The 16,084-nt window shown below is 62.4% G+C and carries 16 protein-coding genes; 6 read left to right on the forward strand and 10 right to left on the reverse strand.

Annotation, left to right across the window (positions count from 1 at the left end; genetic code table 11):
* Nucleotides 1-75: 75 nt before the first annotated feature.
* Entirely contained in the window at nucleotides 76-843 is a 768-nt protein-coding gene (locus AMC99_RS01825) for an alpha/beta hydrolase (RefSeq protein ID WP_061922041.1), read from the forward strand.
* On the opposite strand, the gene AMC99_RS01830 is transcribed toward AMC99_RS01825, so the two are convergent.
* From AMC99_RS01830 to AMC99_RS01860, 7 genes are all read right to left on the reverse strand, one after another.
* Nucleotides 840-2,711, reverse strand: coding sequence for an acetyl/propionyl/methylcrotonyl-CoA carboxylase subunit alpha (locus tag AMC99_RS01830; RefSeq protein WP_061922043.1), 1,872 nt, complete (start codon nucleotides 2,709-2,711; stop codon nucleotides 840-842). The two genes, AMC99_RS01825 and AMC99_RS01830, sit on opposite strands and share 4 nt — an antisense overlap.
* Nucleotides 2,708-3,205 carry a Cif family virulence factor gene (locus tag AMC99_RS01835; protein WP_061922046.1) on the reverse strand — a complete coding sequence of 166 codons (498 nt, stop codon included), beginning with the start codon at nucleotides 3,203-3,205 and terminating at the stop codon, nucleotides 2,708-2,710. Before AMC99_RS01835 ends, AMC99_RS01830 begins: the two co-directional genes overlap by 4 nt.
* A 62-nt stretch (nucleotides 3,206-3,267) precedes the next feature.
* A complete protein-coding gene (locus AMC99_RS01840; RefSeq protein ID WP_061922049.1) occupies nucleotides 3,268-4,365 on the reverse strand; it encodes a phytoene/squalene synthase family protein in 1,098 nt (365 codons plus the stop codon).
* Nucleotides 4,355-4,936: an LOG family protein gene (locus AMC99_RS01845; protein WP_061927552.1), complete on the reverse strand. Its 582-nt coding sequence runs from the start codon at nucleotides 4,934-4,936 to the stop codon at nucleotides 4,355-4,357. Before AMC99_RS01845 ends, AMC99_RS01840 begins: the two co-directional genes overlap by 11 nt.
* 8 nt (nucleotides 4,937-4,944) lie before the next feature.
* Nucleotides 4,945-6,399: a phytoene desaturase gene (locus AMC99_RS01850; RefSeq protein ID WP_061927554.1), complete on the reverse strand. Its 1,455-nt coding sequence runs from the start codon at nucleotides 6,397-6,399 to the stop codon at nucleotides 4,945-4,947.
* Between the two features lie 123 nt (nucleotides 6,400-6,522).
* Nucleotides 6,523-7,719 carry a lycopene beta-cyclase CrtY gene (gene crtY, locus AMC99_RS01855; protein ID WP_061922050.1) on the reverse strand — a complete coding sequence of 399 codons (1,197 nt, stop codon included), beginning with the start codon at nucleotides 7,717-7,719 and terminating at the stop codon, nucleotides 6,523-6,525.
* A 56-nt stretch (nucleotides 7,720-7,775) separates the two neighbouring features.
* The gene (locus AMC99_RS01860) at nucleotides 7,776-8,405 is read right to left on the reverse strand and encodes a hypothetical protein (RefSeq protein ID WP_157058228.1); all 630 of its coding nucleotides are present in this window, start codon (nucleotides 8,403-8,405) and stop codon (nucleotides 7,776-7,778) included.
* Nucleotides 8,406-8,609: 204 nt separating this feature from the next.
* Here AMC99_RS01860 and AMC99_RS01865 point away from each other — a divergent pair, with 204 nt between their 5' ends.
* Entirely contained in the window at nucleotides 8,610-9,494 is an 885-nt protein-coding gene (locus AMC99_RS01865) for a MipA/OmpV family protein (RefSeq protein ID WP_232301471.1), read from the forward strand.
* A gap of 3 nt (nucleotides 9,495-9,497) precedes the next feature.
* On the opposite strand, the gene AMC99_RS01870 is transcribed toward AMC99_RS01865, so the two are convergent.
* Both AMC99_RS01870 and AMC99_RS01875 read right to left on the reverse strand, forming a co-directional pair.
* Nucleotides 9,498-9,806 (reverse strand): transcriptional regulator, encoded by a 309-nt coding sequence (locus AMC99_RS01870; protein WP_061922058.1) that lies wholly within the window; start codon nucleotides 9,804-9,806, stop codon nucleotides 9,498-9,500.
* Nucleotides 9,803-10,255 (reverse strand): hypothetical protein, encoded by a 453-nt coding sequence (locus tag AMC99_RS01875; RefSeq protein ID WP_157058229.1) that lies wholly within the window; start codon nucleotides 10,253-10,255, stop codon nucleotides 9,803-9,805. Before AMC99_RS01875 ends, AMC99_RS01870 begins: the two co-directional genes overlap by 4 nt.
* A gap of 198 nt (nucleotides 10,256-10,453) precedes the next feature.
* Here AMC99_RS01875 and AMC99_RS01880 point away from each other — a divergent pair, with 198 nt between their 5' ends.
* Both AMC99_RS01880 and AMC99_RS01885 read left to right on the forward strand, forming a co-directional pair.
* The gene (locus AMC99_RS01880; RefSeq protein WP_061927556.1) at nucleotides 10,454-12,292 is read left to right on the forward strand and encodes a DUF885 domain-containing protein; all 1,839 of its coding nucleotides are present in this window, start codon (nucleotides 10,454-10,456) and stop codon (nucleotides 12,290-12,292) included.
* A gap of 70 nt (nucleotides 12,293-12,362) precedes the next feature.
* Nucleotides 12,363-12,821 (forward strand): hotdog fold thioesterase, encoded by a 459-nt coding sequence (locus tag AMC99_RS01885; protein ID WP_061922063.1) that lies wholly within the window; start codon nucleotides 12,363-12,365, stop codon nucleotides 12,819-12,821.
* Nucleotides 12,822-12,827: 6 nt separating this feature from the next.
* Here AMC99_RS01885 and AMC99_RS01890 read toward each other — a convergent pair whose 3' ends face one another.
* Nucleotides 12,828-13,946: an NAD(P)H-dependent flavin oxidoreductase gene (locus tag AMC99_RS01890; protein ID WP_061922066.1), complete on the reverse strand. Its 1,119-nt coding sequence runs from the start codon at nucleotides 13,944-13,946 to the stop codon at nucleotides 12,828-12,830.
* 136 nt (nucleotides 13,947-14,082) lie between these two features.
* Between AMC99_RS01890 and AMC99_RS01895 the strand changes: the two genes are divergently transcribed.
* Together AMC99_RS01895 and AMC99_RS01900 are read left to right on the forward strand one after the other, a co-directional pair.
* Complete coding sequence (locus tag AMC99_RS01895; RefSeq protein ID WP_061922069.1) at nucleotides 14,083-15,639, forward strand: flavin-containing monooxygenase; 1,557 nt, start codon at nucleotides 14,083-14,085, stop codon at nucleotides 15,637-15,639.
* 39 nt (nucleotides 15,640-15,678) lie between these two features.
* Complete coding sequence (locus tag AMC99_RS01900) at nucleotides 15,679-16,080, forward strand: hypothetical protein (RefSeq protein WP_061922072.1); 402 nt, start codon at nucleotides 15,679-15,681, stop codon at nucleotides 16,078-16,080.
* Nucleotides 16,081-16,084: the final 4 nt, after the last annotated feature.

The following is a 16,084-nucleotide window of genomic DNA, read 5'->3' on the forward strand; positions in this document are numbered from 1 at the left end:
GTTCTTCGAGTTCCCTTTCCCAGGTCAGCTGCTATCCTCCCACCAATGCCTTTCCCAGCAACCCTTAGGCTAGCGATGGCCGCGTGGCTACTGGTGCCGCTCGCACCAATCGGAGCGGAGCCGGGGCAGGCGAAACCCGTCCAACTGGAACGCGGGGCGCATTTCTACAGCCCGGCGAAAGAGGGGGCGCTTCCCTTGCTGGTGCTGCTGCCGGGTACTGGCGGCAAGGGAGAGGATTTTCTGGAGGCGCTGAGGCCCGCTGCCGATGCGCAAGACTTTGCGATCCTCGCACTGTCCCCGCGGTATGGCGGAAATTTCCAGGCGATCGACCGCTTTTTCAACGATTACGAGGCGGGCAGACCCGCAGCGCGCGGCGATTGGCCAAAGCCCCGTTTCGGCAACGACCGCGATCGGATCATCGCGCTGCTCGACCGGCTGGCAGGGGAGGGGAAAATTGATCCGGCGAAGGTTGGCCTGCTCGGCTTTTCGCATGGCGGAAGCTATGCGCTGTCTCTAGGCCTCGCGCATCCCGACCGGTTCCGCACGGTGGCGGCGCTGTCGCCCGGCGTTTTCGTGGTCGATGCGGGCGAGGGGGGCGGACCGGCGGTATTTCTCGCGCATGGCCGGTCCGACGAGCGCCAGCCCTACCGGCGCACCGCCTGCGCCATGACCGCGCGGCTCGCGGTGCTGGGGAGGCCGGTGGTCTTCCACGGTTTCGATGGCGGGCACGAAATGACCCCGACCGGCCTCGGCGGGGCGCTCATGCATTTTATCTCGGGCGGCGAGCGTCCGCTCGAGGATGAAATCGAAGGCGCGCGCGAAAGCGACTGCGCGGCGAATTAGTCCTCCGCCGGCTCCACCACGCACAGCACCGCCTCGACCTGCACCTGGCTCCCCGCGCTGGCGGAAAGTTCGGTGACGGTCCCGTCGAAGGGGGCGGTGAGCGCGTGCTCCATCTTCATCGCCTCCAGCACCATCAGGCGCTGGCCAGCGGTGACCGCATCGCCCTCGGCCACATCGACCGCGATGACCTTGCCCGGCATCGGCGCGAGGATCGCGCCGTCGGCTGCGGAATGATGTCCCGAGCCGCGTACCTGCCGCTCGAAGACGAAGCTTTGCCCATCGGCGAATACAACTGCCCTCGCGGCATCGACAAAACCGGTGGCCACATCTTCCGCCATTGCTTGCGCTGCGCTCACCTTTCTTGTCTCGCCCTTGTGCGTGAGCGTGGTCGTCAGCACACCTTGGGCATTCAGACGCAGGCCGATGGGCAGGTCCTCGTGTTCCTCTGTCTCTGCCAGCGCGATGAAATCGGCCGCATTCTGCCAGATCGTTTCGTTGGCAACGTCGCTGGTAACCAGGGTTTCGATCTTGGCTTCGATGAAGCCAGTGTCGAGCTTGGCCTCTTCAAAATCCGCATCGCGCAGGCAGTTGGCGATGAATGCGGCGTTGGTCTTGACCGGCCAGATTTCGACTCCCTCGGCGATTTCGGCGAGCTGGTCGATGGCTTCGCTGCGGTTCTCGCCCCACACGACCAGCTTGGCGACCATCGGATCGTAGAAGGGCGAGATCATGTCGCCTTCCTCAACGCCAGTTTCGATCCTGCCTTCAACGCCGAGATCGAAATGTTCGAGGCGTCCCGTCGATGGCAGGAACCCCGCAACCGTGTCTTCGGCATAGAGGCGCGCCTCGATCGCATGGCCGTCGATGAAGAGCTCGTCCTGCTTCAGCGGGATCGGCTCGCCGCTGGCGACGCGGAGCTGCCATTCAACCAGGTCCACCCCGGTGATTTCCTCGGTCACTGGGTGTTCGACCTGCAGCCGCGTGTTCATTTCCATGAAGAAGATGCGGTCGGCGCGCAGGCCCTCGCTGGCATCGGCGATGAACTCGATCGTGCCCGCGCCCTCGTAATCGACCGCTTTCGCCGCGCGCACGGCGGCGGCGCAGATTTCCTCGCGGGTCGCTTCGTCCATGCCCGGCGCAGGGGCTTCCTCTATCACCTTCTGGTGGCGGCGCTGGAGCGAGCAGTCGCGTTCGAACAGGTGGACGACATTGCCGTGGCTGTCGCCGAAGACCTGCACCTCGATATGGCGGGGCGAGGTGATCCACTTTTCGAGCAGCACCTCGTCGTTGGAGAAGCTGGCCTTGGCTTCGCGCCGGCAGCTTTCCAGCGCGGCTTCGAAGTCCGCCGCCGCGTCGACCTTGCGCATCCCCTTGCCGCCGCCGCCCGCGACCGCCTTGATGAGGACTGGGTAGCCGATGGCGTCGGCTTCTTGCTTGAGGCGCTCAACCGACTGGTCCTCGCCTTCATAGCCCGGCGTCACGGGGACACCTGCCGCGCGCATAAGCTTTTTGGCCGCGTCCTTGAGACCCATCGCCTCGATGCTCGACGGCTTCGGCCCGACCCAGATCAGGCCCGCGTCGATCACCGCCTGCGCGAAACCGGCGTTCTCCGACAGAAAGCCGTAGCCAGGGTGGATGGCTTCGGCGCCGGTCTGCTTGGCCGCAGCGATGATCTTCTCGCCAACGAGATAGCTCGCGGCAGCGGGCGAGGGCCCAATATGCACCGCCTCGTCGGCTTGCCGCACATGCAGCGCCTTGGCATCGGCGTCCGAATAGACCGCGACCGTGGCGATCCCCATTTCGCGCGCGGTGCGGATGATGCGGCAGGCGATCTCGCCGCGATTGGCGATGAGAAGCTTCTTCATCATTCTGCGGGCAACCAGTTTACGCCCACCGCCGCGCACCTATCGGGTGCGACCATGGTGAAGCTGACATTTCCGACTTTCCAGCTGCCGTCGTCCATTTTCACCATCGAAAGCGAGTTCACGCCGCAATGCGTCAGCTTGCCGTTCCAAGTGAAGGAGTACGGCCCCCAGACTTGCGCCATGTCGCCACTGACCAGCACGTGATCGTAACGCATCGATTCTTCGTAATCGGCGGAACGCTTGCCCCAGTTTTCGAGGTGCTTTGTGACGGGGATGATATCGACGCGCGGCTTGGCGGGATCGGTTTCGTTATGCACAAAAATCACCGCTTCGGGGATGATATGTTCGGCGAGAGCCGAGCGGTCCGAATTGGCGATCGCGTCCATGAACGCGTTGGCACCGGCGATTACCGCCTGCTCCTGGCTGACGCTGACATCGGCAGCAAGCGGCGCGGCGGAAGCAAGCGCAAGGCCTGCGAAAATGGGGATTCCTCTCATGGCGCTGTGGCTAGGCGCTGGCGCTTCGCATCGCAAGCTTTGGCGCGGCTGATTTTACCGTCTCAGGCCTCGTCGGGCAGCGGTGTCATGGGTGGCGGAGCTATGGCACCCGCCATCCGCACGTCGATCAGGATATCGCCGCGCGTCCATTCGGGCGCGTCGTCAGGCGGACGCGGCGTGTTTCGAAGCGCTTCGAAGAATGCACTGGCGATCATGCGCAGCTTGTCCCAGCTCGAAACCACGACGCGCTGGTTCCACGCCTCGCGGCCGCGCCGACGGACGGTGTAGCCGATCTCGCCATAGATATTGGCAGCGGACAGGATCGCCCAGCGGCTGCGGAACGGCAGCCCGACTGTGCCGAGACGTGCCATCTTCAGGTGGCGGTCCATCCGCACGACGAGCCTGTTGGCGAGTTCGGCCACTTCCCAGCGATGATGCGGCTTCATCAGCTGGCCCGGCTCGATATCCTGTTCTGCCAGCCACTCCATCGGAAGGTAGCAGCGATCGGCAGCATCGTCTTCGTCGAGGTCGCGGGCGATATTGGCAAGCTGGAAGGCAAGGCCGAGATCGCATGCGCGGTCGAGCGTTTCGCTGTCCCCGCTCGGCACGCCCATGACCTGCGCCATCATGACGCCGACTGCGCCGGCAACGTGGTAACAGTAGCGGGCAAGATCGGCCTCGGTCCGGGGTCGCCAGCCTGCAGCATCCAGTTCGAAGCCCATGATGACGTCTTCTGCCATTTCCATGGTCAGCCCGCATTCGCTCGCCACTTGCCCGAAGGCGTCGAATGCTACGTCGGCTGTGGGTTCCCCATCGAGCGCGCGTCGCGTGAGCACGCGGATTGCCTTGACCCTGTCGGCGAGATTGGACTGGCTGCCCAGCGTCCCGCCCAGTTCCTGCCCGTCGGCAATGTCGTCGCAGCGGCGGCACCAGGCATAGAGCATCCAGACGCGTTCGCGGGTTGCCTTGTCGAACAGCAAGCTGGCGCTGGCAAAGCTCTTCGAACCCGCCGCGATCATGTCATAACTTTTCACGACCAGCGCGCCGCGATCTCGCCCGCCGCCGGCGCGGCGTATGGTCGGGCGCAGGATGCGCGAAGGGGCCAGCAGGCGGGGGCCGATCTTGCGCGGCGGTCGGGGACGTGCGCCGTTAGAGGTCATCGGCCTTCATGCGGAAGATCGGGGTGTGCGGCTCGTAGCTTGCCATTTTTTCAAGCAGGTCGGGCATGGTGTCCGCCGCGATCAGGATGCCCTGATGGGCCGGGCGGACGAAACCGACCTGCGCCATCTTGGCATTGAAAGCGATCAATTCGTCGTAGAAACCAAATGCGTTGAGCAGGCCTACCGGCTTCTGGTGATAGCCGAGCTGCGCCCAGCTCATTGCCTCCCACAATTCATCCATCGTGCCGACACCGCCGGGGATGGTCACGAAACCGTCCGACAGGTCGGTAAAGCGCTGCTTGCGCTCGTGCATTCCGGAAACGGTGTAAAGTTCGGTGCAGTCGTGATTGGCGACTTCGGAATTGGCGAGCGCGTCGGGGATGACGCCGATCACTTCACCGCCTGCATCGAGCGCGCCCTTCGCGACCGCGCCCATCAGGCCCAGCCTGCCGCCGCCATAAACCACGCCGATGCCGCGCTCTGCCAGGGCAGACCCGACATGGGCGGCTAGTTCGAGATAGCGCGGATCTTCGGGCGAAGCCGATCCGCAATAGACGGCGAGGCGTTTCATGGTGCTGGTCATCCGGCCGCCTTTACCGCCAAATCCTTCAGCATCAATCCTGCGGTTGCCTTGGCGCTGCCGACAACGCCCGGAATGCCTGCGCCCGGGTGCGTGCCCGCGCCGACGAGGTAGAAATTGTCGATCACATCGTCGCGGTTGTGGCCGCGGAACCACGCGCTCTGCGTCAGCACGGGTTCGAGGCTGAAGGCGCTGCCGAGATGCGCGTTTAGATCGAGGCTGAAATCCTTCGGCGCATAGTGGAACTTGGTCACGATGCGGTCGTGGATGTCGGGGATCAGCCTGCGGCCGACCTCGTCGAGGATGCGCTTTTCCAGCATCGGGCCGATCTGTTCCCAATCCACCGCCAGCTTGCCCATGTGCGCGACGGGGACGAGCGCATAGAAAGTGCTCTTGCCCTTCGGCGCCATGGACGGATCGGTGACGGTGGGATGGTGCAGGTAGATGGAGAAATCCTGCGGCAGGACGCCGTGTTCGTAAATATCTTCGAGCAGGCCCTTATAGCGCGGACCGAACAGGATCATGTGGTGCGGGATGCCGGGCCAGGTGCCTTCCAGCCCGAAATGGACCACGAACAGTGAAGGGCTGAAGCTCTTCTTCGCCAGCGAATGCGAATAGCTCTGGCCGCGCTTCGTCTTGCCGAGAAGATCGCGGTAGGAGTGCATGATGTCGGCGTTCGAAGCGACCGCATCGAAGCGTTGCTTCCAACCGCTCTGCGTTTCGACATCGGTCGCACGATTGCCGATCGTGTGCACCTCGACCACCGGATCGCCGACCCGCATCGTGCCGCCCAGCCGTTCGAAATGGCGGACCATCCCGGCGATGAGGCGGTTCGTGCCGCCGCGTGTCCACCACACGCCGCCATCCTTCTCAAGCTTGTGGATCAGGGCGTAGATCGCGCTGGTCTTCATCGGATTGCCGCCGACCAGCAGCGTATGGAAAGAGAGTGCCTCGCGCAGCTTCTCGCTCTTCACGAAGCTCGACACCATCGAATAGACGCTGCGCCACGCCTGCTTCTTGGCAAGGGCCGGAGCCGCCTTGATCATCGACTTGAAGTCGAGAAACGGCACATGGCCGAGCTTGACGTAACCCTCCTCGTAAACCCCTGCCGAATAGTCGAGGAATTGCTGGTAACCTGCGACATCTTCCGGATTGAGCTTGGCGATTTCCGAGAACAGCTGGTCCTCGTCGTTCGAGTAATCGAAATTGGTACCGTCGGGCCAGTTGAGGCGATAGAACGGCATGACCTTCATCAATTCGACGTCTTCGCCCATGTCGTGACCTGACAGCCGCCACAGCTCCTTCAGGCAATCGGGATCGGTTACGACCGTGGGGCCGCCATCGAAGGTGAATCCGTCCTTTTCCCAGAAATAGGCGCGGCCGCCCGGCTTGTCGCGAGCCTCGATCACGGTCGTGGCAATGCCTGCCGATTGCAGCCGGATGGCGAGGGCCATGCCGCCAAAGCCGGAACCGATCACGCAGGCGGTCTTGCCGTCATAGAGGTGCGTTTCGACCGGATTGCCGGCGACATCGACTTTGGGAAGGAACGAGGGGGATGTGTCAGTAGTCATTGCTTTTCATTTCCGGATCAGCGGTTTGCCGCTGGCTGCAAGCGCGCTGATTGCGCGCCCGATGGGGACGGGCGGCTTGCCGACCAGTATGCGCAATCGGTCGAGGAAGGTCGAGCGCGCCGCGTAGAATCTTTCGATCAGTGACCCCGAGAGCGTGTAGAACCTCTCGAAAATGTTTACTCGGCGATGCGGTTCCGCCGCCTGGAACAGCATCCGGCCAAGCTGGCGGTAGAAGCCGGTTTGTCGCCAGTGCCTGCGGGCACGGGCATCGCAGAACGCCGCGAGGTGGTGCCCTGTCAGGTCGGCTTCAGCCGCGATGGCCAGCGCATTTTCGACCGCGGTCGGCAGCGTATAGCTGGTGAGGGGGTGCCAGAATCCGCCGCGCACGCCCGCTCGTGCCACGCCCGGCTCGCGACCGGCATCGAGATAGGCAGCGAAATTCCCACCCGTGACCACCGGCAGGATGCCTGTTTCATGGCCGATCAACTCGCCGGCCCAGCCATGCCTGCGGCAATACTGGTCGATCCGCGACGACAATGCGCTGCGGTCGAGCTGCGGGTCGTCCGCGTAATAGGTATCCTCGATGAACAGCTCGTCTGCGCCCAGCGGCAGGACATAGACGAAGCGGTAGGCGCCGCCATTTCCGGCAGGTGCCACCTGGTCGACGCTCGCATCCATGATGACCGGCCGTTCAAGGCCGTGCGGCTCTGCCGTGCGCATGTGCCGGCCTAGGAATATCTGCCATCCGCCCGAAAGGTGTTCGCCGGGCTCGAAATCGCGGCAATCGATGACCGCGCGTGCCGGTATCCGTTCGCCGCCCTCGCATGTCACGCCCTCTGCATCGAGACGTGCCACAGCTGTCTTCAGCCTGATCGCGTCCGGCGGCAAAAGGCGCATCAGGCCGGCGTGATAGTCGGCGCTGGCCAGCGAGCGGTAGGGCGTCGATAGGGTGCGTCGATAGCGCGGGAATTCGACCTCGTAGCCCTTGTCCCATTCGACCTTGCGAATCGGTTTGAGCAGGGCGCGGCCTTCGGCTGAAAGATCGCTGTCGAACCAGCTCCACCTGTGGTTTCCCCCCAGCGTCTCGCCACGTTCCAGCAGCGCGAGACGCAGATCGGGACGCTTACGGTGCAGGGCGAGCGCGATCAGGCCACCAGCCAGGCCGCCACCGACAATTGCCAAATCGACCATGCGCCCGTTCATCGATAACGGTCGTAGGCGAGTGGGGGCAGGGGGGCAATCACCTTGACTGCGGGGCGTCAGAACCCTTCGCAATCACCCAGGTGTTTTTCGATGAAGCTGTCGATCGCGACATCCATCGCGGCATCCTGTTCGGCAGTGAAATCGCGCTCGGCCATTTCATTCATCAAGGCGATGATGTCCGGCTGCAACTGGCCAAAGCGTATCGCCCATTGTTCGGTGGTGAAGATGTTGCCGATCGCCTTCCGGTCGATCGGTTCCAGCGCCATCAACGTATTCACGCTGCTGGCACGGTGATCCTTCAGCATGCTTTCGACGCTTGCCTGGCCGTCCTCGCTGCTCATCGCTTCGGCAATGGTGTTGTCGTAGCGCTGTTCGGCGATGATCGTGGCAAGGAACTTCTGCCCCAGATCGGACGCGAAGAAATTGCTCAGCGATGCGGCGTCCTGCTTGCTCAGCTTGTCACGGAAGAGAGTGCCGAGCTTCTCGCGGTACCACCGGTAATCTTCGACGTGCGCCTGCCACAGGATCGGGCGATTGGCTGCCGTCATGCCGTCGATAAAGCCAGGGCAGGCGGCTTCGATGTCCTGCACGTCGGCATCGCTCGACAGGGCCGCACGAAATGCACCGTCAAGCTGAGACTGGAACGTCCGCTCTGCCATGTCTTCGCCGGCAATCTGCTCGACCAATTTGGCATGGGGATCCGGCAAAGTGGCAGCCGCAGCAAGCCCATGTGTAAGCAAGAGCGTCGCAGCCGCGAGCGCAGTTTTCCAACGATTGAAGTGAAGCCTCATCGGCGAGCGACCCCTTTGAATTTCCATCCCGACCGGGAATTCCCGGAACACCTTGGCCTTGTTACAGGTTGAGAGGCTGAGGTCATGAGGAATCTTCACGTGAAATATCTTTTCAGCGGCGCTGCCGCTTCGCTCGCCATGCTCGCCGCCATGCCGGCCGTGGCCCAGGACCAGGACGCTGTCGAGACGGCTGCAGACGCGGCCGAGCAGCAAGGCTTCGCGCCCGACACCGTCTATGACGACAACTGGATCAGCATCGGTTTCGGTGTCGCGCTGGGCCCGAGTTATGATGGATCGGACGATTACGTGCTGTCGCCTGCGCCGCTGGTGCAGGGCAAGGTGGCCGGTGTCGGTATCAGCCCGCGTCCGGCCGGCCTCGCGCTCGATTTCATCCCCGACCGGAGCGACGGACCCAACATCGCCTTCGGCCCGTCGGTCCGCTTGCGCAACGACCGGGCCGACCAGATCAAGGATGAGGTAGTGAAGCTGGCGGGCAAGCTCGACCGCGCAGTGGAGCTCGGCGTCGCCACCGGCATCAGCTTCCCCAAGGTGCTCAACCCCTATGACAGCCTGTCGCTCAATCTCGATGCGCGATGGGACGTCGCTGGCGCGCATGACGGTATGGTGATCGAACCGGGTGTGACCTATTTCACCCCGCTCAGCCGCGGCACTGCCGCATCGCTTTCGATCGGGGCCGAATTCGTCGACGATAACTACGCGGATTACTACTATTCGGTCAGTCCACAGCAGAACCTCGATAGCGGCCTGCCCGAATTTTCGGCGAAAGGCGGGCTCAACAGCGTCGGGACCAATCTGCTGCTTGCCTTCGATCTCGACGGAGATTTGCAGAACGGCGGGCTCGCGATCGTTGCAGTCGGCGGATATTCGCGGCTGGTGGGCGATGCAAAGGATACGCCCTACACCAGCATTCGCGGTAGCGCCGACCAGTTTTTCGGCGCGCTCGGCATAGGATACACCTTCTGAGCGCTACTCAGCCGAGACTGCCTGTTCCGCGCTATCCATGAGGTCCTTGAGAGCGCGCATGTGCGCAGCGAATGCCTTGCGTCCCGACGATGTAAGCGACGCCCATGTCCGTTGCCTGCCGTCCCGTGCAGCCTTCTTCAGCTTGATGTATCCAGCGTCACTGAGAGCGGACAGGTGCTTGGACAGGACGGAATCGCTCACGTCGACGATGTCCTTGATCGTCGCAAACTCGGCCTCGTTGGCGCGGCTCAGGATCGCCGCGATCTGCAGGCGCGCAGGCGCATGCAGCACATTGTCCAGCTTGGCGCTCATGCCCTGCCACCTGTCAGGTCAGCCCGATAAACGACTTCCCATGCGTAGCTGAGCGCGGTCGACCCGACGAATAGCGCCGCTGCAACGACATAGAAGACCGGCGATCCCAGCGGATCCGCAATATGGTTCAGCACGTAGAACATGGCGCCTAGGGTAATCGCGATCTGGATCGCAATAATCCAGCCGGTGCGCCCTTTCTGATAACCGCTGACGAACATCCCGTAACGCTTCTTGTCGTCGCGAACGATCGCAAAGACGAGCAGCAGGACGAGGCCACTTACCGCGATGCTCGCGCCGCTGGGCAAGGTGATGCCAGCCAGCAGCAGCACCATCAGGACGCCCGATGCCGCGTGACGCCAGAGCGGCCATCGCATGCGTTCAGCGAGCCTGGCTTGGGAAGAATTGACCGCGTCGAGCGCAGCCTTCGCGTTGGTATCAAACTCGGTCATTTCGACGTCCTCACTTTCCATATTGGAAACTGATAAGCATGGCTTTCCGATTCGGCAAGTTAAAACTTTCCAATTTGGAAAGTCGTCTTTGTATCCGGTTCATGCGTTTGATCGGGCGGTGGCAGGCTTTGGTAGAACCTTGTTGCGACAAGGCGCCGCTACGGATTAGTCGGTGTGCCGATCAACAGGGATATGTTCATGAAAATTTTCCGCTCCGCGATTCTTGCATCGAGTGCGCTCTCACTCGCCGCCTGTGCCACCACTCCGATGGCAGATACGCCGGTTGCCAGTGTGCCCGAGCTGAGTCCGGCCGAGCGTGCGGCGGCGCAGCACGATGCCCTGTTCGCGGTGTTCGAGAGCGCGGACGAGGCAGAGCTTGCCCTCAGCCCGCTCGGTGCGATGTCGCGCGGCGATCTCAGCCAGGCGGACCGGATCGGCGATTACTATACCGACGAACTGACGGCGGCGTCGAAGGCGCTTGCCGAGAAGAACCTCGCGGCGCTGGGCGAGATCGACCGCTCTGCGCTGAGCGAGACCGACCGGCTGGCCTATGACGTTTTCGAGTTCTCGCAGCGAGAGGCGCTGAAGAGCTTCGCGCCTGACATCCTCGCCGTCAGCGAGGTGCGTCCGATGAACCACTTCTTCGGCCTCCATACCTATTACCCGACCATCGAAAGCGGACAGGGTCTGGCACCGTTCAAGACAGTTAAGGATTACGAGAACGCTATCGGTCGCCACGCCGACTATGCGCGCATCATCGACCGCGCGATTGGGCGTTTCCGCGAAGGCATGGATAGCGGCGTGCTCGAAACCAAGATGACCGTTTCCAACATGATCGAACAGCTCGACACGCAGCTCGCGATCAAGGTCGAGGAATCGCCTTTCTGGACGCCAATCACGGAAATGCCGGAAGATATTTCCGATGCAGACAAGGCGCGGTTGACCGAAGAATACCGCACTTCGTTGCAGCAGGTTTACCGCGCCAATCGCCGCCTGCGCGACTTCCTGAAGGACGATTACCTGCCGGTCGCGCGCGACAGTTACGGCCTCACCCAGATGAAGGGAGGCGCTGCCCTCTACGATCGCCTGATCGAGGAATCGACGACCCTGCCGCTGAGCGCGGATTACCTGCACAATCTCGGCCTGTCGGAAGTCGCCCGCATCCGCGGCGAGATGGAAGGCGTGAAGGAGAAGATGGGCTTCGAAGGGACGCTCAACGAGTTCTTCGACTATGTCCGCAAGGACCCCAAGTTCTGGCCCGCAAGCCGCGAGGCGCTGACCGAGGAATATTACCGTATCGGGCGCGAGGTCGACAAGGATATCGGCGATCTCTTCTCGCTGCTGCCCAAGACGCCGCTCGAAATCCGCCCCTACGAACCCTTCCGCGAGAAGTTCGAGGCTGGCGGTTCCTATAGCCAGGGCGCGCCCGACGGTTCGCGACCCGGCATCTTCTACTTCAATGCCTACGACCTGCCGAGCCGGCCGATCACGCAGAACGTGACGCTGTACCTGCACGAAGGGGCACCGGGCCATCACTTCCAGATCAGCCTGGCGCAGGAAAACGAGGCGCTGCCGTCCTTCATGCGCTTTGGCGGCAACACCGCCTATGTCGAAGGCTGGGCGCTCTATGCCGAAACGCTGGGATACGAGATGGGCCTGTTCGAGGATCCTATCGCCCATTACGGCACGCTCGACGACGAGATGCTGCGCGCTATCCGCCTGGTCGTCGATACCGGGATCCATTCCAAGGGCTGGTCGCGCCAGCAGGCGATCGATTACATGCTCGCCAATTCGTCCAAGGGCGTGACCGACGCGACCGCAGAGATCGAACGCTATATCGCCATCCCCGGTCAGGCGCTGGCTTACAAGGTCGGGGCGCTCAAGATCCAGGAATTGCGCACGCGTGCCGAAAGCAAACTTGGCGACGATTTCGACATCAAGGAATTCCACGCCCAGGTGCTCGATACAGGATCGCTGCCACTGTCGATCCTCGAGCAGAAGATCGACCGCTGGATCGCGGCCAAGAAGGCAAGCTAACCGGGCTGGAAGGAAACCCTGACGCGATACCTGATGGACAGTCCCTGCCACTTGCGGCAGGTGACTGCCCATGAGCGAAAAGAGCATCTGGTGGGGCGGCGAACGCCCTTCGATCGAAGACCTGAACACCTTCAGCGATGTCGGCCTGCAAGGCCATGTCGGGATCGAGTTCACCGAGGTTGGTGACGACTGGATAAAGGCGCGCATGCCGGTCGACCAGCGGACGCACCAACCGTTCGGCCGCCTGCATGGCGGTGCGTCGGTAGTGCTTGCCGAAACCATCGGATCGGTTGCGGCCACCCATTGCGTCGACCGTTCGACATCGGCTGCGGTCGGCCTCGAAATCAACGCCAACCATTGCCGCCCCGCCTTCGATGGTTATGTGATCGCGACGGCTACGCCCTTCAATATCGGTCGCACGACGCAGATCTGGTCGATCCGCATCGAGGACGAAGCGGGCAAGCTGGTCTGCATTTCGCGCTTCACCGCGGCCGTCATCCCGACCGACAGGGGCCGCAAGCAGGGCTGAGCCGAATCAGTCGAAATTGGCGGCAAGCGTTTCGAAGCCTGCCGCGAATTCTTCCTTGAAATCCTGCACGATCGCGCCGGTGCCGCGTATTTCGCGCACCAGCCCGACGCCTTGCCCGACCCAGTACGAGCTGAGCTCCTGCGCCTTGGGATTGCCATTGACGGAAGCCTTGTCGAGCGCGCGCAGGACGGGCTCCGACAGCAGGCTCATCAGCGGCATGGGCAGGGCTGCAAGGCCCGCATCTTCCCACATCGCGTGCCAGGCTGAACGAAGCTGGCGACTGTACTTTCCGGTGCGATACTTGCTGCGGATCGTGTCCCTGCTGGTCGCTGCAACCATCTTCTCGCGGAAAACCTCCGTCGTTTCCGCCTCTGGCGAGGCAAGCCAGACGCTGCCGCACCATGCACCTGCCGCGCCCATCGCCATCATGCCGGCCATCTGCCGGCCGTTCATGATGCCCCCTGCGGCAAGCACGGGAATGTCCGAACCGGCTTCCTCGATCGCCTGCAGCACTTCGGGGATCAGGACGATGGTCGAAACTTCGCCGCAATGGCCGCCACCTTCGCCGCCCTGTGCGACGATAATGTCCACGCCTGCATCGATCTGCTTCATCGCGTGTTCTTTCGCACCGACCAGTGCGGCGACGGGAATGCCGTGTTTCTTGCCCGCCGCGATCATTTCGGGCGGTGCCGTGCCCAGCGCATTGGCGATCAGGCGGACAGGGTGGTTGAAGCTGACTTCGAGCAGTTCCTGACCGAGCGAGGTATTGGGGCTTTGCGAGCCGCCCTGCGGATCGGCGATGTCTTCGGCCATCCCTGCCTCGCGCAGGATCTGGCGCGTGAAGTCGCGATACTGCGAAGGGATCATGGCGATGATGTCATCCGCGCTGATCTTCTTGTCGACCGCCTGCACCTCGGGGATCAGGACGTCGACGCCATAGGGTTTGCCATCGACGTGATCGTCGATCCAGCGCAGTTCCTGTTCGAGCTGTTCGGGGGTGTAGCTGACCGCCCCCAGCACGCCGAAGCCACCGGCGCGGCTCGCCGCCGCCACCACGTCGCGGCAATGGGAAAATGCAAACAGCGGGAATTCGCAGCCCACCATTTCGGTCATTCGAAATGCCATCAAACTCTCTCCTCTTCGGGCAGTATTCGTAGCGAGAGTTCGGCAGGCGGCAAGTGTGCGGCGCACAATTGATCTCGGTCAATGATTCGTGGCAGCATCCGGCCAATAAATGGAATGATCGAGAGAGGACCGCCCAATGAATGCTCCGGAAAAATCCATTTCGCCCAGCCAGAGCCAGCATGTCGACGTCGTGATCGTCGGCGCAGGCATATCCGGCATCGGATCCGCCTATCACCTGCAGGACCAGTGCCCGTGGGCGAGCTATGCCATCCTCGAAATGAAGGATACCTTCGGCGGGACCTGGGAAACGCACAAATATCCCGGCGTCCGCTCGGATAGCGACCTCTATACATTCGGCTATCGTTTCAAGCCGTGGGTGGGCGCGCCGATCGCCAGTGCCGAGGAAATCCTCAAGTACATGGGCGAGGTGATCGAGGAAAACGGGATTGGCGAGAACATCCGTTACGGTCACCGGATCGAGAAATGCTCTTTCTCGCGCGAGACCAATCTCTGGACGATCGAGGCAGAGCGGCTTTCCGACGGATCGACGCAGGTCTTTACCTGCAACTTCCTGTGGATGTGTCAGGGCTATTACGACCACGAAGTTCCCTACATTCCGCCGGAATGGAAGGGGAAGGGGCTCGACAGCTTCGAAGGCGACTTCGTCCACGCGCAGCTGTGGGATCCGGATTACGATTACGAGGCCAAGCGCGTCCTGGTGATCGGTTCGGGTGCAACGGCGGCGACTGTCGTTCCAGCGTTTGCCGAAAAGGCAGCACACGTCACCATGCTGCAGCGGTCCCCGACCTATTTCTTCTGCAGCGAGAACAAGAACGAGCTGGCCGACAGGCTGCGCGAAGTCGGCGTCGACGAGCCGACCGTACACCGCGTGGTGCGCCAGCAGATCATGTACGACCAGAACATGCTGACGCAGCGCTGCATCGACGAACCCGACACGGTGTTCGAAGAGCTGAAGGAACTCGTCCGCGCCTTTACCGGCAAGCCGGACTTCCAGTTCGAACCGCATTTCACGCCGAAGTACCGTCCGTGGCAGCAGCGGCTCGCCTTCTGTCCCGAAGGTGACGTTTTCCGCGCGGCGGTCGATGGCAAGCTGACGGTAGTGACCGATACTATCGACAGCTTCACCGCCAAGGGCGTCCGCACCGCCTCGGGCGAGGAGATAGAAGCCGACCTGATCGTTGCCTGTACCGGTTTCCAGCTGAAGGTGATGGGCGACATCCCATTCTTCGTCGATGGCGCGCAGGTGAACTGGAACGACACGGTCACCTATCGCGGGATGATGTTCACGGGCGTGCCCAACATGGCCTGGGTGTTCGGATATTTCCGCGCCAGCTGGACCCTGCGCGTCGACATGATGGGCGATTTCGTCTGCGACCTGCTCAATCACATGAAGGACAAGGATGCGGCCAGCGTCGAAGTCGCGCTGCGACCCGAGGACAAGGACATGGCACTATTGCCGTGGATCGAATCCGACAACTTCAATCCGGGCTACCTGATGCGCGGGCTCGACCGCATGCCGAAGCGTGGGGACAAGCCCGAGTGGCGCCACAACCAGGATTACTGGCTCGAACGCGAACAGATACCGGCGATCGACCTCGACGGGGCCGAGTTCGTCTATGGCGGTGAAGGCGGGAAAGTGCGCACCGGCGGCGACATGGCCGAAGCCGTATAGGTCGGCCGCACGAAGGATACCCTAGGGGAGGGAACACGTATGACGATTGCCATCGATATCACTGCCTGGACCGCGACGCTGCTTGGCCTGTTTGCCATCTCTGTGTCGATCGGTGCGCTGCGCCAGCCGGGCCTGTGGCTCAAGATGATCAAGGAAATCGAGCATTCGCCGGCACTGCAGTTGCTGAGCGGTTTCGTCGAGCTGTTCGTCGGCGCGACGATCTACCTCGTCAATCCGTGGGTGTCGGGCGACCTGCTGACGATGGTGATGAAAGCCGTCGGCGGGCTGATGATGTTCGAAGCGCTCGTCGTGATGGCAATCTGCGATCTCTACATGCAGATGTGGCTCAAGAACCTGGCTGCGGTGCACCGGTTCTGGACGGTGACGACGCTGGTTCTGGGCGTGATACTGACGACCGCGGGCATGATGCGCCTCGGCTGAACTT

The sequence above is a fragment of the Altererythrobacter epoxidivorans genome, assembly GCF_001281485.1.
GTDB lineage: Bacteria > Pseudomonadota > Alphaproteobacteria > Sphingomonadales > Sphingomonadaceae > Erythrobacter > Erythrobacter epoxidivorans.

Coding starts and splice junctions, on each gene's coding strand:
- AMC99_RS01825 (WP_061922041.1), top strand. CDS start 76: ATGGCCGCGTGGCTACTGGTGCCGCTCGCACCAATCGGAGCGGAGCCG.
- AMC99_RS01830 (WP_061922043.1), bottom strand. CDS start 2,711: ATGATGAAGAAGCTTCTCATCGCCAATCGCGGCGAGATCGCCTGCCGC.
- AMC99_RS01835 (WP_061922046.1), bottom strand. CDS start 3,205: ATGAGAGGAATCCCCATTTTCGCAGGCCTTGCGCTTGCTTCCGCCGCG.
- AMC99_RS01840 (WP_061922049.1), bottom strand. CDS start 4,365: ATGACCTCTAACGGCGCACGTCCCCGACCGCCGCGCAAGATCGGCCCC.
- AMC99_RS01845 (WP_061927552.1), bottom strand. CDS start 4,936: ATGAAACGCCTCGCCGTCTATTGCGGATCGGCTTCGCCCGAAGATCCG.
- AMC99_RS01850 (WP_061927554.1), bottom strand. CDS start 6,399: ATGGCCCTCGCCATCCGGCTGCAATCGGCAGGCATTGCCACGACCGTG.
- crtY (WP_061922050.1), bottom strand. CDS start 7,719: ATGAACGGGCGCATGGTCGATTTGGCAATTGTCGGTGGCGGCCTGGCT.
- AMC99_RS01870 (WP_061922058.1), bottom strand. CDS start 9,806: ATGAGCGCCAAGCTGGACAATGTGCTGCATGCGCCTGCGCGCCTGCAG.
- AMC99_RS01875 (WP_157058229.1), bottom strand. CDS start 10,255: ATGACCGAGTTTGATACCAACGCGAAGGCTGCGCTCGACGCGGTCAAT.
- AMC99_RS01880 (WP_061927556.1), top strand. CDS start 10,454: ATGAAAATTTTCCGCTCCGCGATTCTTGCATCGAGTGCGCTCTCACTC.
- AMC99_RS01885 (WP_061922063.1), top strand. CDS start 12,363: ATGAGCGAAAAGAGCATCTGGTGGGGCGGCGAACGCCCTTCGATCGAA.
- AMC99_RS01890 (WP_061922066.1), bottom strand. CDS start 13,946: ATGGCATTTCGAATGACCGAAATGGTGGGCTGCGAATTCCCGCTGTTT.
- AMC99_RS01895 (WP_061922069.1), top strand. CDS start 14,083: ATGAATGCTCCGGAAAAATCCATTTCGCCCAGCCAGAGCCAGCATGTC.
- AMC99_RS01900 (WP_061922072.1), top strand. CDS start 15,679: ATGACGATTGCCATCGATATCACTGCCTGGACCGCGACGCTGCTTGGC.